Source organism: Bifidobacterium sp. wkB338, from assembly GCF_003688325.1.
Taxonomy (GTDB): domain Bacteria; phylum Actinomycetota; class Actinomycetes; order Actinomycetales; family Bifidobacteriaceae; genus Bombiscardovia; species Bombiscardovia polysaccharolytica.
This window is the reverse complement of the sequence record NZ_NPOR01000038.1, coordinates 43922-57368: the sequence shown is the minus strand read 5'-3', so window position 1 is coordinate 57368 and position 13447 is coordinate 43922. Positions and strand designations below refer to the sequence as shown.

15 protein-coding genes, 1 tRNA gene and 1 pseudogene are annotated in these 13447 nt (G+C 58.7%); 8 read left to right on the top strand and 9 right to left on the bottom strand.

The features are described from left to right. Positions 1–62 precede the first annotated feature (62 nt). The 6 genes from CI603_RS06965 to CI603_RS06945 form a co-directional block, all read right to left on the bottom strand. Entirely contained in the window at positions 63–644 is a 582-nt protein-coding gene (locus CI603_RS06965; protein ID WP_121913570.1) for a hypothetical protein, read from the bottom strand. After that, complete coding sequence (locus CI603_RS06960) at positions 637–1839, bottom strand: AAA family ATPase (protein ID WP_121913569.1); 1203 nt, start codon at positions 1837–1839, stop codon at positions 637–639. Before CI603_RS06960 ends, CI603_RS06965 begins: the two co-directional genes overlap by 8 nt. Before the next feature lie 413 nt (positions 1840–2252). Continuing rightward, entirely contained in the window at positions 2253–2396 is a 144-nt protein-coding gene (locus CI603_RS09120; RefSeq protein WP_220702267.1) for a hypothetical protein, read from the bottom strand. Positions 2397–2502: 106 nt separating this feature from the next. Then, on the bottom strand, positions 2503–2625 hold the full coding sequence (locus CI603_RS09190; protein ID WP_259465508.1) for a hypothetical protein: 123 nt from the start codon (positions 2623–2625) through the stop codon (positions 2503–2505). A gap of 137 nt (positions 2626–2762) precedes the next feature. Further along, positions 2763–3023: a hypothetical protein gene (locus tag CI603_RS06950; protein WP_110425697.1), complete on the bottom strand. Its 261-nt coding sequence runs from the start codon at positions 3021–3023 to the stop codon at positions 2763–2765. Further along, positions 3020–3430: a hypothetical protein gene (locus CI603_RS06945; RefSeq protein ID WP_121913568.1), complete on the bottom strand. Its 411-nt coding sequence runs from the start codon at positions 3428–3430 to the stop codon at positions 3020–3022. The genes CI603_RS06950 and CI603_RS06945 overlap by 4 nt, the downstream gene beginning before the upstream one ends. A gap of 523 nt (positions 3431–3953) precedes the next feature. Between CI603_RS06945 and CI603_RS09280 the strand changes: the two genes are divergently transcribed. After that, a complete protein-coding gene (locus CI603_RS09280) occupies positions 3954–4265 on the top strand; it encodes a helix-turn-helix transcriptional regulator (protein WP_121913567.1) in 312 nt (103 codons plus the stop codon). A gap of 44 nt (positions 4266–4309) precedes the next feature. After that, a pseudogene (locus tag CI603_RS06930) lies at positions 4310–4597 on the top strand (tyrosine-type recombinase/integrase); the annotation flags it as partial. Positions 4598–4628: 31 nt separating this feature from the next. Here CI603_RS06930 and CI603_RS06925 read toward each other — a convergent pair. Beyond that, positions 4629–4702, bottom strand: a tRNA-Pro gene (locus CI603_RS06925). Positions 4703–4829: 127 nt separating this feature from the next. Here CI603_RS06925 and lysS point away from each other — a divergent pair. From lysS to CI603_RS06905, 4 genes are all read left to right on the top strand, one after another. Continuing rightward, a complete protein-coding gene (lysS, locus tag CI603_RS06920; RefSeq protein WP_121913565.1) occupies positions 4830–6458 on the top strand; it encodes a lysine--tRNA ligase in 1629 nt (542 codons plus the stop codon). A gap of 24 nt (positions 6459–6482) precedes the next feature. Continuing rightward, positions 6483–7463, top strand: coding sequence for a 1,4-dihydroxy-2-naphthoate octaprenyltransferase (gene menA, locus CI603_RS06915; RefSeq protein ID WP_121913564.1), 981 nt, complete (start codon positions 6483–6485; stop codon positions 7461–7463). Between the two features lie 66 nt (positions 7464–7529). After that, positions 7530–8477, top strand: a complete 948-nt coding sequence (gene menA, locus CI603_RS06910; RefSeq protein WP_121913563.1) for a 1,4-dihydroxy-2-naphthoate octaprenyltransferase — start codon at positions 7530–7532, stop codon at positions 8475–8477. Positions 8478–8540: 63 nt separating this feature from the next. Then, positions 8541–9281: a phosphoglyceromutase gene (locus CI603_RS06905; protein WP_024626731.1), complete on the top strand. Its 741-nt coding sequence runs from the start codon at positions 8541–8543 to the stop codon at positions 9279–9281. A gap of 179 nt (positions 9282–9460) precedes the next feature. Here the strand turns inward: CI603_RS06905 and phoU are convergent, their stop codons facing one another. Next, the gene (phoU, locus tag CI603_RS06900; RefSeq protein ID WP_121913562.1) at positions 9461–10138 is read right to left on the bottom strand and encodes a phosphate signaling complex protein PhoU; all 678 of its coding nucleotides are present in this window, start codon (positions 10136–10138) and stop codon (positions 9461–9463) included. Between the two features lie 201 nt (positions 10139–10339). On the opposite strand from phoU, the gene CI603_RS06895 reads away from it, so the two are divergent. Next, positions 10340–11590, top strand: coding sequence for a cell wall metabolism sensor histidine kinase WalK (locus CI603_RS06895; protein ID WP_259465506.1), 1251 nt, complete (start codon positions 10340–10342; stop codon positions 11588–11590). On the opposite strand, the gene CI603_RS06890 is transcribed toward CI603_RS06895, so the two are convergent. Further along, positions 11523–11810: a DUF2530 domain-containing protein gene (locus tag CI603_RS06890; protein WP_121913561.1), complete on the bottom strand. Its 288-nt coding sequence runs from the start codon at positions 11808–11810 to the stop codon at positions 11523–11525. The genes CI603_RS06895 and CI603_RS06890 overlap by 68 nt on opposite strands. A 139-nt stretch (positions 11811–11949) precedes the next feature. Between CI603_RS06890 and manA the strand changes: the two genes are divergently transcribed. Further along, entirely contained in the window at positions 11950–13335 is a 1386-nt protein-coding gene (gene manA / locus CI603_RS06885) for a mannose-6-phosphate isomerase, class I (RefSeq protein ID WP_121913560.1), read from the top strand. The last annotated feature ends 112 nt before the right edge of the window (positions 13336–13447 follow it).

Below are 13447 nucleotides of genomic sequence, written 5' to 3'. Positions count from 1 at the left end.
CTTCTATCTATCAGTCTAGGCTGATGGTCTTTGACGGACTTTAGTCGGCTATGTCGCCTAGGTCACACTTGCTCGGTGCAGTTGCCTGAATAATCAACGAGTATCTCGGCCAAACATCGCTCATGGTTTTGGAAGTGATGGTTTCTTCGGTACTGCTCAATGACACGGCAGAGCTCATCCGCATCATTCCAATATTGGCGTAGGAAAGCATACTGCTTGATCTTGTGCAACCCCAGTTTCTCCTTGCAGAATTCGCTGGGTTTCATGTTATTAACATGCGTCCAGTCCCTATAAGCCCCCTCTTTGATGATGGCCAGGATCTCGATCTCCGGACGGGTAGTCAGAGTAAATACACGGGCTTTAGACTGGTACAGAGGCGACAAGTGAAAGCGCTCATTTGGCGAGTCAATAATACGGACGATATTCACGCAGGAAGAACCATAAGTAACGGAAAGGAACCGTTCCTCGATATCCCTATCCTTCCGGCAGCGGGTATAAAGCCGACCAGTCTGCGGATCCTCAATAAGCGAATCTTTAGGAATGATCAGTTTTCCTTCTGCCAGCAGGAGTTCAAAGATGACGCTTTCGGCAGATCCCTCGCAGATAACCAAGGTAGGTTGGTTATATATCGCTTGACTATCCATGAACCGTATCCTTGACGTAGCTCCGCAGGGCGCTAATGGAAGCGGCTGAGGGTGCCGTTCCTTGCAAGGCACCTGACATGAACTGAACGCTCTTCTTCAGTTCACCGCGCGTGACAAGTTTGTTGTATCTGACCAGTTGGAATCCCGCGTTCTCATGTCTGACAGCGAACCAGATGTTGTCCTTTCTGGTGAAATGATCCAGCAATTCAGGGTAGTGCGTAGAAAAAACGAGTACTGCCCCATGCGGGTTAGTGGCGGGAGAGGAGAACAAATCGATGATGGCGAATACCAACTGCTTGTTTATGCTGTTTTCGATTTCGTCGAATAGTAGGTAACCTCCTTGTGCAAGTGTTTCGATAGCATGCTGCGCCAGGGATGTTCCGCGAAATGTTCCCGCCGATATCATGGCCATAGCTTGTGAGGGATCACAATTACGTTCAAGCTTTTCGTTGCGGAACTTGATATGGAATTGGTGATCGCTTACCTCTAAGTGTTCGATGGTCGGATCGAATAGACGCACCACTTGGGATGGAGGAGTGACGGGGATGGACATTTGCAACGGATTTTGCAGACAGATGGTGACCATGGTCTCCTTGGCCCGCAAAATCCCGCTCATCAGAGAGCGATCGGGGGGTAAGAATCTCTTGACGTCCTCAGCCAGCTCCTTTTCGTCGCCGGACTTGTTCATTCCCCGAGTCGCTACAGTCACCCAGGATTCTTCATCGCCATCAATGGTTCTTCTCAAACGAATCTTGCTCAGGCTTCTGCCCGCATACTGGCACAGCCGTTCCTTTTCAAAAACCAAGGGAGAGTCGGCGGTGGCCTCGTTCTGATCTGCGCGTCGAAGTGTGGCATTGAGTAGCCAAGCATCGCCGTCTTCTTCGAAGATAATGCGTGCTGTAATCGTAGGCTCAAGAATGTCCATCAGCGAATCGATGGTGGAGCGTTGAGTACCCAATGAGGCGCCCCTGGCAATGTTGATGATTAGAGAAAGCAGGCGTAGATCAGTGGTTTTGCCGGAGGCATTGATGCCGGAGATGCCAATGGCTGTGACGATGCCAAGCGGTGAGGTGGTGCCCTGAAGGCGATGGGTGAAGCTGCCATCGGTAATCCTATCCTCGGCGAACATGATCATGCGTAGTGCGCCCTTGTCGTATAAACGAAGTCCTTTGAGGTCAAAGGCTAAGATCCGCATTATGCTCCTTTGAACAGAATATTTGTTTATATGCTACACCTGAAGGTTGGTGATTGGCTGTTATGTGCCGAGGAACCTGCAAGAGGAACCTGCAATATTAATGCAGTAGGCAATTCCAGAATCGTCGGGGCTGTGAACCTTGAACTTATAAAACGCGAGAAAAACGAGAATCGCTTTTGCTTTTTAAGAAGAGAAAGAGAATAGCGAGGTTAGTATTCTTACATACATCCGTCTTCAAGAGTCTCGTAACGGCCGGCGGGCGCAACCGCCGCGGAACAGTCGGGGGCCGCGGGCGGCTCCTTCTCTTTGTCGGGCTCCTGAGCGGTGACCTCCTGCACGGGCTCGTTCGGGGTGACGGCCAGGGTCGGTTCCGCTTCAGCCTGCTTCTTGGCCGCTGCACGGCGGTCTTCCTGCTAGCCATTGATGACCCCCTTCAGGCGTGCGGCGGCCTTGCCGCCGAAAACGGCCAGCCCGACGAAGAACTCGATGCGGATGCGGTAGGCGGGTTTGTCCTGCAGCCGGCCCAGATCCTGCACGTTGATGCCCTCGTTGGTCAAGCCGGTGACCGCCTGGTCGCCTTCCGAGGAGCCGTATCGTACCGCGTAGATGCTGGAGGTGGCTGTCGCTGTGCCTTGAGTCTCAAATTGTGCGAGGATCCGCGTGTTATCCGGGTCGATGCCGGCTTCCCGGACCGGGCTGGCTTCCGCCGGAACCGGCTTCCCCCTGCGGGGAGTCGGCCAGACGCATGTGGAGCCTGTCGAAACGGTGGATGAAATGCATGGGCATGGTTGCTCCTTGGTAATCGGACGCACGATTAGCGACGCGGCGTGCGGGGTCCGCGGAAAACTCGATGGCCCGTCAGGGCATGGAAAAGGCCACCCCGGTAAGGGATGGCCTGGAAAGCAATTACAAGTGTGCCCGGGCTAGGCCGTCGCGCCCTTCAGGATGTCCGCGTACTCCTGACGGTCGTCCTCGTTGAGGCAGGAGAACGCTTGCACGAGCACGTCGCGGGGGACGTCCACCTGGTACGAGGGGATGGACGCCACGGCGTAGGACAAGGCGAAATACGGCTCCCCGGCCTCGAAACCGCCGTCAAGCGCGATGAGCTCCCACTCGTCCATGACCGGCGCTAGGTAGGGTCTCAGCCGGCGGAAGGCCTGTGCTGCTTCCTGATCAGTCGTCATGCCATCTCCTTTTCCTCGCCCACCGTCGGGAACGCAGTGTTGATCATGTATCGTCCGCGGGTGTTCCGTTTCTTCTGCAGCCACACGCGGATGATCTCCTCACCGACCATCCTATACCTGTCCTCCCGGTTCCCGTCCTTCATGCTCCTGACAAGGTCGGGTGCCGCCACGGTCTCCAGGACCTCATGCCTGACGCGCTTCTCGCTCCCCGAGAAGGGGAACGCGGTCTTGCCGGGCACGAAGGTCCCTGGCCCGTGGTTGCCCAGGATATGCCCCCAGACTTGCTGGTACGGCTGGATGACCTCGTCAGGCCACGGCTTGGACAGCGTGTAGCGCCCGTTGTGGAAGGAGCCGCCGAGGGTGGCGGTCTGCTCGGACCGGTAGGCGAAGCCCTTGCCGGCCAGCATGACGCAGAAAGGGCACGGTTTGCTCCTGTTTCAGAGGCTCTGGCCGCCCAGCAATGACGATCTGCCCTTATCACGTCGTCAAGATCCGCGAGCACGTCAAAAAAGATTTGGGCAAGACCGGCCTTTTCATCGCTTCTCCTTCCCTGCGAGCAACGATGATGCCGGAGACTCCCCGTCGCAGTCATTGAGTGCTTCGCATGGATCGACACCGACTTCTTTTGACTGCTGTATGAGCTTGCTGAGCATCATGTCGCCGGCTTCAAACCGGGCGTTCAATGTGGGCCTGGCTATGTGCAGCGCTGATGTCAGTTCGGTTTTGGATTGCTTGTATGTCAGTGCCGTTTTGCGAAGCACGTCTATGGCCCGAGCAGCAAGTCTGTAAGAGCATTCTTTTACTATGTCAAACTCGCGTTGCGATTTATAAAAAGCTGTTACATGTCTGATCTGATTGCCATGGCAAAGTACGCGAGCGTTTGGATGTTGGCTGATATTACGGTTATGGGACTTATTTCCGAAAAGCGAGATGAGTCACCGTTTTAAAATATCCGACCGCGCGCTCGCTCGTGCCATTGGCGTAAGTGCGCCAAGAGTCAGCGACCTTTTCAATTGCAGGCATGGGTCGCCTTCTTTGCGTGAGTTTATAGCGCTGTGCCAAGTCTTCAATCTCAATCCAGCCTCAAGGCTAGAGCAAGCATTGCAGCTAAGCCGGCAAACCGAAGAACAAAAGAGTAGAGCTGCGAAGCTGGATCAGGTTGCGGCTCATCCGGAAGATTTCGATATAGCCACTCTGCCTGATTCCAATGAGGCGATGGAAAGGGAGACACCACGAGATTGAGGTTCAGAGAGAGCTTCCATGGATACGTGAAGTCGGTGTCGCCGAAGGATGGCGGCAAGTGGTTTGCCTGTGCGTGCGATGCGGCCGGGTTGAAACGGATGACCATCCATGACCTACGACACACGGCGGCCAGCCTGATGGTCAAGAGCGGGGCGAACGTGAAGGCCATCCAGCGGCAGCTGGGGCACACGTCGACCGCGATGACCTTGGATGCGTATGTGGATCTGTTCGACGATGACCTGGATTCGGGGGGGGGGTCGATGAACGAGTTGCTACTGCGAAGTGCGCCCAAAATCGGTTTCGCCGGTTGCGTGATGTGCGCTAAACGTTGAAATCCTGGCCCTCTCGGGCCAGGATGACTTGTCGGGGTAGGGGGATTTGAACCCCCGGCCTCTTCGTCCCGAACGAAGCGCGCTACCAAGCTGCGCTATACCCCGTGACAACGTTCTATATAGTACACGTACCGTCGGCCAAACGCCATCGTCTGCGCGGCGCGGAGCCCCGACTGCTTGCCACTCGGCGGTGCAAGGGCCAAGTACCGGCTCATGCGTAAAATAGCGATTTATGAATGACTCATCGGAAGAAACCCCTCGTCTGACGACGGTCGAGCGCGCTCAGGCACTGCTCGAGCAGGATATGGCCATCACAGAGAAGATTGATCAGGGCGCCCAGTTGGATGACGCCATCGATCCCGGCAACCTGACGGACGGCGCTGAAGGCCATCCAGAACAGGTGCGCATGCGTGTGGCCAAGAGGGCGCTCATGCTCAAGGAGGGCATCGAACCCTACCCGGTCCATCTGGATGTGACCGACCGCATCGAGGATGTGCGCCGCAAGTATCAGGACCGCCTTGAGCCGGGGCAGGAGACCGAGGATGTAGTTGGCATCGCCGGCCGAGTCCTTTTCCTGCGCAACGGCGGCGGTCTTTGCTTCGTCCAGCTGGCGGCGGGCGACGGCACCCGCATCCAGGGCATGATCTCCAAGCGTGAGATAGGTGCTGATTCTCTGAAGCGATTCAAGCAGCTGGTCGACTTGGGCGACCACCTCTACCTGCGTGGTCGTGTGGTCGCTTCCAAGACCGGAGAGCTCTCCGTCTTCGCCACTGAGTGGAACATCGCGGCCAAGGCCCTGCAGCCACTGCCAGCCCTGCATAAGGAACTGACTGAGGAGCAGCGCACCCGCAAGCCCTACCTGGCCATGATCGCCGATGAGGACGTGCGGGCCATGGTCCGCCGCCGTTCCAAGGCCGTCTCCTCGCTGAGGCGCACCTTCGAGGACCACGACTTCATGGAGGTCGAGACCCCCATGCTTCAGACCGTGCATGGCGGCGCTGCGGCCCGGCCATTCACCACGCATATGAACGCCTTCGACATCGACCTCTACCTGCGCATCGCCCCTGAGCTCTTCCTCAAGCGCTGCCTGGTGGGCGGCATTGAGCGGGTCTTCGAGATCAATCGCGACTTCCGCAATGAGGGCGTGGATGCCACCCATGCCCCGGAGTTCACCATGCTGGAGGCCTATCAGGCCTACGGCACCTATGACACCATCGGGGAACTGACCAAGGAACTGATCCAGAAGGCGGCCATGGCCACGGCTGGATCGTTGAAGGTGACTCTGCAGGATGGCAGCCAGTATGACTTTGGCGGTGATTGGCGCCAGATCAGCATGTATGATTCCCTTTCCGAGTCCCTGGGCGAGGAGATCACCCCGCAGACCAGCGTGGACCATCTGCGGACCATCGCTGACAAACTGGGTCTGGAGGAGGAGCCTGCCGAAAACCACGGCAAGCTGGTCGAACACCTCTGGGAGCACTTCTGGCAGGACAAGCTGTATGAGCCGACCTTCGTACGTGATTTTCCGGTCGAGACCTCGCCCTTGGTCAAGGCCCACCGTACCAAGCCGGGCGTTGTCGAGAAGTGGGACCTCTATGTTCGCGGGTTCGAGCTGGCCACGGGCTACTCCGAACTCAACGATCCGGTGGTCCAGCGGCAACGGTTCGTCGAGCAGGCCAAGATGGCCAGCCGTGGCGATGTCGAGGCCATGGACATTGACGAGGACTTCCTGGAGGCCCTGGGTGTAGGCATGCCTCCCGCTGGTGGCATGGGCATGGGTATCGATCGCCTGCTGATCGCCCTTACCGGTGCGTCCATCCGTGAGACCATCACCTTCCCCCTGGTCAAGCCGCTGGTCTGAGATGATAAGAGGGGAGGGACGGTCATGAATATCAGGCTGTGGATGGATGGCATGCGTCCCCGGACGCTGCCTGCCTCGGTGGCACCTGTCTGCGTGGGCGCTTCGGCTGCACTCTTGGAGCGGTCACGGCTCTTGGAACAGTGCACCAGTTCCTGCTCGCCCACGCCTGTCGACCCTGCCCTGAAAGCGGCCACACCGGGACGACTGGCCTTGATCGTGGTCTTGCTGGTCCTGCTTGCCCTGTCTATGCAGATCGCAGCCAACTTCGCCAATGACTATGCCGATGGTGTTCGCGGCACTGATTCCGGCCGTGGCGGCGAGGAGGCCACCTCCGGCAGACCCAGACGTCTTGTGGCTGCCGGTGTGCCGCCCAAGAAGGTGCTTTACGCCACCATGATCTCGGCGGCCTTCACCTGCTTGATGGGTCTGGCCGTCATGGCACTGACCGGTCACTGGTGGATGATCCTGGTCGGGGTCTGCTGCCTGATCGCCGGCTGGTGTTACGTGGGCGGTCCGCACCCATATGGCTACCACGGGCTGGGCGAGGTCAGCGTCTTCATCTTCTTCGGTCTGGTGGCCACCCTGGGTACCGAGTACTTCCTCATTAATAGGGTCGATGCCGCCGGCATCCTGGGTGCCTGCGTATGCGGGCTCAATGCCGTGGGCCTGCTCATGCTCAACAATTACCGTGACCTGGACGACGACCGCCTTGCCGGCAAGCACACATATGCAGTTCTTGTGGGGGCGCGCGCAGCGGCGATCTCCATTTACCTGGTCTACATCCTGAGCCTGGTTCTGGGCCTGATTCAGTTCGTTCCTGCTGTCATGCGACGTGGCCTGCCCGGTTTCCCTCTTGTGCTGATCCTCCTGCCAGTGGCCGTTGTCTTTCTGCTGATCTGTCGAGCCTTTGCTCGTGGCCAGGTGCCCAAGGCTTTTGGCATGGCGGGTAAAGGCACCCTGGTCTCCGCCCTGTGTTGGTCGGCGGGCCTACTCCTGCAGCTATGAAAATCTTGATACCCTCATAAGGGAGCGGTCCGACTTTCGAGCGATTTGGTGGATAATTAGGCAATCATGTTCATCACACTTCGGGAATACAAGGACGCGCTGCGACCCTCGGCCTTGCTCTGCTCGCCCACGCCGGTTCTGATTGGCACAGCGGTGGCCCTCCGGCAACTGTTCAACCAAGGGCTTGGGCCGGATGTGCGCTTCTGGCTAACTGCTCTCTTATGCTGTCTGACGGCTGTGCTCATCCACAGCACCTGCAATCTAGCCAATGACTACTTTGACGGAATCAGGGGTACTGACGAAGGTCGTAGCAGTCTTTCGGGCGCCGGGGCTGACGGTTCGGTGCCTGATCTGCCCAGAAGAGGCGTGGCCGGTGGCGTGGAGCCTCGCAAGGTCCTGCTGTCTGCCTATCTCAACATCCTTATGGCCTGCCTGGCTGGTCTGATTCTCTGCTGGGTGACTGGCCACTGGTGGATGATTCTGGTCGGCATCTTCTGTCTGCTGGGTGCCTGGTTCTACACGGGTGGCAAACACCCTTACGGCTATAGGGCCATGGGCGAGCTGAGCATCATGATTTTCTTCGGCCTGGTGGGCGTGCTGGCCACCCAGTACCTGGAGACTGGCAGCATCGACCGCCACGGGTTCATCGGCGCGCTGGTTGGTGGTCTTATCTGCATTCCTGTTCTGGAGATCAACAACTATCGTGACATCGATGCGGATCCTCTTGCTGGCAAGTACACGCTGTCTTCCTTCATCGGAGCCAAAGGCACGCTGATTCTGATGGGGTCCTGTTATGCCTTGGCTGTGATTCTGGGAATCGTCGAATCATGGTCCCTGTCCGGCGGTTCCCTAGCCGCCGCTTGGCCTCGCCTGCTTTGTCTGGTGCCTGTCTTGGTGATGGCTGTTGCCAGCACGATAGCCAGCTGTCGGAACCGCTTCAGCAGGGCCTTTGCGCTGTCGGGCTATACCGATCTGCTGACAGGGTTCTGCTGGTTGGGCGTCTGCCTGCTTTAAGAGACTGTTCTAAGGCGGGGGAGGTCCGCCAAACAGTCCCTCTTAAGTCTTAGAATTTGCAGTATGACCTACAAACTAGTATTGCTCAGGCACGGCCAGAGCGCATGGAACAACACCAATCAGTTCACCGGCTGGGTGGACGTCCCGCTGACCGAGCAGGGCGAGCAGGAGGCCCGCAAGGGCGGCAAGCTGCTCAAGGATAAGGGTGTTCTGCCGGACATCGTCTTCACCTCCCTGCTGCGCCGCGCCATCAACACCGCCAACATCGCCCTGGACGAGGCCGACCGCCTTTGGATCCCCGTCAAGCGCGATTGGCGGCTGAACGAGCGTCACTATGGGGCTCTGCAGGGCAAGAACAAGACCGAGATCCGCGAGAAGTACGGCGACGAGAAGTTCATGCTTTGGCGTCGTTCCTATGCCACCCCGCCGCCTGAGATCGACCCTGACGACGAATATTCGCAGTCTCACGATCCCCGGTATGCCGGAGCTCCTGTGCCCCGCGCCGAGGCACTGGCCAACGTGGTCAAGCGCGTCACCCCCTACTGGGAGAGCGACATTGTTCCTGAGCTCAAGACCGGCAAGACCGTCCTGATCGCCGCCCACGGCAACTCGCTGAGGGCCATCGTCAAGATGCTCGACAACCTGACCGAGGACGAGATCGCCAAGGTCAACATCCCCACGGCCATCCCCCTGGTCTACGAGCTGGATGAGAACTTCAAGCCCATCAAGCCTCGCGGCGAGTACCTGGATCCTGAGGCAGCCGCCGCCGGTGCTGCTGCTGTGGCGGCCCAGGGCCAAAAGTGATATCCAAATCCATCCGATGATGTGAACCGGACTTTGGATACAGAGCATCCAAAGTTGTTGAGGTGGTGTCCTTGCTTTTGTAGAGGGCACCACCTTTGGTATTCCCTGGAAGTTATGGAAGTAAAAAGGGCCCCCATCCGACCAGCTGTCAGGTGATGAGTAGCCCCTTTGCTATATGTTCAGTCCAGATCGAGGTCGAGATCTTTGGGGTCTTTTGAGGGGTCGAAGCCCGAGACGATGTAGACCACGCGGCGGGCCGCCGATACGCCGTGGTCTCCCAGCCGCTCCATGAACCGTGCCACCAGGACCAAGTCGATCAGCTGCTGTCTGGACCCCTTCCAGTCGTCTGACAGGGCATAGCTGAAAGTCTGTTGGTGGAGCTTATCCATCTGGTCATCGCTGACGATGATCTGCTCGGCTATGGTCGTGTCCCTGTCGGAGAGCATCTCGACCAGGCGGTCGGCCATGACATCCAGAAAGTCCTGCATCTGTTTGAACAGGGGAATGACCTCGGCGGGCAGGGTCGGTTCAGGGTAGGAGCGCCTTGCAGTCTCAGCAATGTGCCTGGCCAGGTCTCCCATACGCTCAAAGGTTGCCGACAGGCTCAGGGTGGAGACCACCACCCGTAGATCAGTGGCCACAGGGCTCTGCTTGGCCAGGAGCCGGATACATTGATCGATGATGCTGGCCTGGAGGTTGTCTATATCGGCATCCCCGTCGATGACTTCCTGGGCCGTTTCCACGTCACAGTCCATCAGGGACCGTCCTGCTTTTTTGATGGCATCGCGAACCTTGGCAGCCATCCGATCGAGATCGTCGGCGACCAGCCCCAGCTCCTCGTTGAAAATCACGCGCATTGTTCTTCCCTTTCGGCCTCGGTCAACGATATGACTACAGTCTATGTGACCAGGGTGGCAAGAAAAAGCCAGCCCCGAAGAATGTCGGGCCATTGGAGCGGCAATCACTGTCGGGTATGCGAGAATAAAGCCGGAACGGCCGACGAGACTTGGTTGATGTCGCAGTGTCCGGGGTCGGCGCCGGACTGGAGGGAAGTCCTTATGAGACGGTTCATGGACCGCCTGCGCAGCCTTATGGGCAACCGGAGCAAGGATGGCGAACAGGCCGACGGCGAGGTTTTGGAGGGCTCGACCCAGGCCTTGCTGGCACTTATCCCCGCCGCCACGGTTGTGGTCGATGGCGATGACCAGGTTGTGCGCTCCAGCCCGGATGCCTACAGGCTGGGAATCGTCAGCAACGACGAGATCTCCAATCCGAAGATCATCGAAGCCATCGCGCAGGTACGGCGTTCGGGCGGTCGACGCAGCTTGAATCTAGTCACACGAACACCTACCGAATTCGCTCTGGATGTCGCAGCTGAGGGCACGGAATCCGATAATTGGGATATTGACGAGGCCGAGGATCCCGGGGACGCGACCCATGTTCAGGCCCAGGCGGTTTCCAGAAGGAACTGGCTCAAGGTCACCTTGGGGCGGATCGACCGGTCCTTGGTGGTGGTGCTTATCGATGACGTGAGCGATTCGGTCAGGTTTGTCCGGACCAGGGACGCTTTCATGACCAATGTGTCCGAACAGATGCTCAAGCCGGTCCAGGCCCTGGAGGAGCTGGCGGCACAGCTCAAAACCACATCCCATCTGGAAGGGGACGACCCAGAACTTCTCCGTAGCCATCTGCGCAGCGTTTCCAAGGATGCCTCTTCTGTCCAGCGATACAGCGCCTATCTTGCGCATGTGCTCAAGGATCTTCTTTTGCTGATCCGGGCTCAGGAGCGAATCAAGCCCAGCAGGGAGAATGTGCTTGACGTAGCTGAGCAAATACGTGCAGTGGTGCAGGATGAGCAGAATGGAGCGGATCAGGCCCATGTGACCCTGCGATGGCGATGCGACCAGCCGCTGACGATTCATGGCGACGGGCAGCAGATCAGAGTGGCTCTGGCCAAGCTAGTGGAGAACGCTGTCTCCTATTCGCCTTCAGGCTCTACCGTCTCCCTGGTGGCACAGGCCTCCAAGGATGGGCACTACGGAATCATCAGGGTGGTAGATCACGGCCGAGGCATATCCAAGGCGGACCAAGACAGGATCTTCGAGCGTTTCTACCGTGCCGACAATCAGAGTGAAGAGACAGCCGTAGGCATCGGCCTAGGGCTGGCCATCGTCAAGCATGTGGCTCTGACCCACCATGGCTCGGTCACGGTCTGGAGCGCGCCGGGAGAGGGGAGCACATTTACGCTGATGCTTCCTCTGGCTCAGGGTCCGGTTGCTGGGCAAGGCGGCGATAATCCCAGCGATTGAAATGCTCCCAGATCAACAGCAGAATGCCCACGCCAACCCCGGACAGGCAGACAATCAGAGGCTTGGTGACCGTCATTCCGGTCAGGGCCAGAATGCCCACCACGGCCAAGGCCAGAATCCAGGCGCCAGTGCCGAGCAGGAAGATGCGTCGCAGGTCCACCTGCACGGGCCGAGGCGAAGGCCTGCGGGAATCCGGGTCGAAAATGGGAGCCAGCTTCATACCTTTACTGTACCGTTCGCAATGACATGCGGCGACCCCCTCGCCTTGCCCAGGCCTCGGCCCTTGTCTTATCATGACGGGGATTGGTGGGTTCGTATGCACCGGCCCATGGAGGGATTTCCCGTGGAAAGGGGAGTGCGTGTATCCGATCCAAGCTGTGGAGAAGCACTACGCCTGGGGCTCACATGACCGACTGCAGCGCATGTTCCATTTGGATGAGTCAGACGGGTGCTCGGGGGATACATTGGCGGAGATGTGGTTCAGTGGACACACCGAATCCCCCTCGCCCTTGGCCTTGCCCGACGGTTCGCTGCTGCCTCTGACCGTGGCCATCCGCCGCAATCCCATGGCCATGCTGGGGGAGCGCGACTCCCGCCTCTTCGGCCCCACCCTGCCCTACTTGTTCAAGATCATCTCGGCCCGCATCCCTCTGTCTCTGCAGGTGCATCCCCTGGATTTCGAAGCCCGTGCCGGTTTCAACCGTGAGAATGCCCTGGGTGTGCCTGACGACGATCCCAGCCGCTCCTTTCACGACAGTCTGGCCAAGAACGAAATGGTAGTGGCCCTGGAGCCTTTTCAGGCCTGTGTAGGCTTCGCGACCATCTCCACCCAGCTGACTATCCTGCGCGCCGTGGATCACCCTCTGGCCGAGCTGATGACCGAGGCGCTGACCGCCCGCACCTTCCACCTGGGGGTTCCTCCGGCCCGTTTTGCCGCGGCTGATGCCATGATGCCGGTTTCCTCCCTGATCTGGCCGGACTCCCGCAGACGTATCTTCCGGGCCTTTCACACCGCTGTTACTGCCGAACCAGAGGCGGCCCGAGGTCTGGAGGAAGCCTTGGAGGCTGCTACTGGGCGGCTGCGATCCAGGCGGGCGGGAGCCGTGCTGGACCATGCCCTGTGTGCCGTCCGGGCCTTTCCGGATGACCCCGCCGTGCTCTGCCTGCTTATGCTCAACCCTGTGGACCTGGAGGAAGGCGATTCGGTCTATATCCCCGCCGGTACCCCTCACGCATACATCCACGGCACTGCGGCAGAGATCATGACCAACTCCGACAATGTGCTCAGGGCCGGCATGACCCCCAAACATCGGGACATTCCCAACCTCCTGCGTAGCCTGGACTGCCAGCCTTCGGCCCCCATTGACCCATCGAGCTCCATGATTGCCACCCTGATCATGCACAATATGGTGACCTACCGGCCCAAGATCAACGAATACATGCTGGTCTACGGGCATGTGGAGGAGGGCGGAGCCACTTGGCCCCTGCTCAATAGGCTTCAGCAGCGATACGGGGATCTGATAGAGCGTCTGGGGCCCCGCCACCTGATGATTCCCCGCCGTGGACCACGCATCATCGTCTGTACAGATGGCCGGATCCGTTGCACGGCCGCTGACCAGTCCTGTGTTCTGGACCAGGGGCGGGCCCTCTTCATTCCCTCCGAGGACGGCCGTGTCGACATCACCATGCCTGAAGATTCCAACGATGCTGGCGGATCCTTCCTCCTGGCCTCGACTCCGGTCTGACCTGGTATGAGTCCGGTTCGCTCAGGGTGGACCATGCAGGGTTCAAAACTATGGGACACGCCGTGGCGGACGGCACGCATGCGGGTTTGCTCATGTCCGCATTATGTCCGTA

What these genes read in the sequence shown, in the direction of transcription:
- CI603_RS09280 (WP_121913567.1), top strand. Translation starts at nt 3,954, where the DNA reads ATGAGTCACCGTTTTAAAATATCCGACCGCGCGCTCGCTCGTGCCATT.
- lysS (WP_121913565.1), top strand. Translation starts at nt 4,830, where the DNA reads ATGAATGACTCATCGGAAGAAACCCCTCGTCTGACGACGGTCGAGCGC.
- menA (WP_121913563.1), top strand. Translation starts at nt 7,530, where the DNA reads ATGTTCATCACACTTCGGGAATACAAGGACGCGCTGCGACCCTCGGCC.
- CI603_RS06945 (WP_121913568.1), bottom strand. Translation starts at nt 3,430, where the DNA reads ATGCTGGCCGGCAAGGGCTTCGCCTACCGGTCCGAGCAGACCGCCACC.
- CI603_RS06895 (WP_259465506.1), top strand. Translation starts at nt 10,340, where the DNA reads ATGAGACGGTTCATGGACCGCCTGCGCAGCCTTATGGGCAACCGGAGC.
- CI603_RS06960 (WP_121913569.1), bottom strand. Translation starts at nt 1,839, where the DNA reads ATGCGGATCTTAGCCTTTGACCTCAAAGGACTTCGTTTATACGACAAG.
- CI603_RS06950 (WP_110425697.1), bottom strand. Translation starts at nt 3,023, where the DNA reads ATGACGACTGATCAGGAAGCAGCACAGGCCTTCCGCCGGCTGAGACCC.
- CI603_RS06905 (WP_024626731.1), top strand. Translation starts at nt 8,541, where the DNA reads ATGACCTACAAACTAGTATTGCTCAGGCACGGCCAGAGCGCATGGAAC.
- CI603_RS06890 (WP_121913561.1), bottom strand. Translation starts at nt 11,810, where the DNA reads ATGAAGCTGGCTCCCATTTTCGACCCGGATTCCCGCAGGCCTTCGCCT.
- menA (WP_121913564.1), top strand. Translation starts at nt 6,483, where the DNA reads ATGAATATCAGGCTGTGGATGGATGGCATGCGTCCCCGGACGCTGCCT.
- CI603_RS09190 (WP_259465508.1), bottom strand. Translation starts at nt 2,625, where the DNA reads ATGCCCATGCATTTCATCCACCGTTTCGACAGGCTCCACATGCGTCTG.
- phoU (WP_121913562.1), bottom strand. Translation starts at nt 10,138, where the DNA reads ATGCGCGTGATTTTCAACGAGGAGCTGGGGCTGGTCGCCGACGATCTC.
- CI603_RS06965 (WP_121913570.1), bottom strand. Translation starts at nt 644, where the DNA reads ATGGATAGTCAAGCGATATATAACCAACCTACCTTGGTTATCTGCGAG.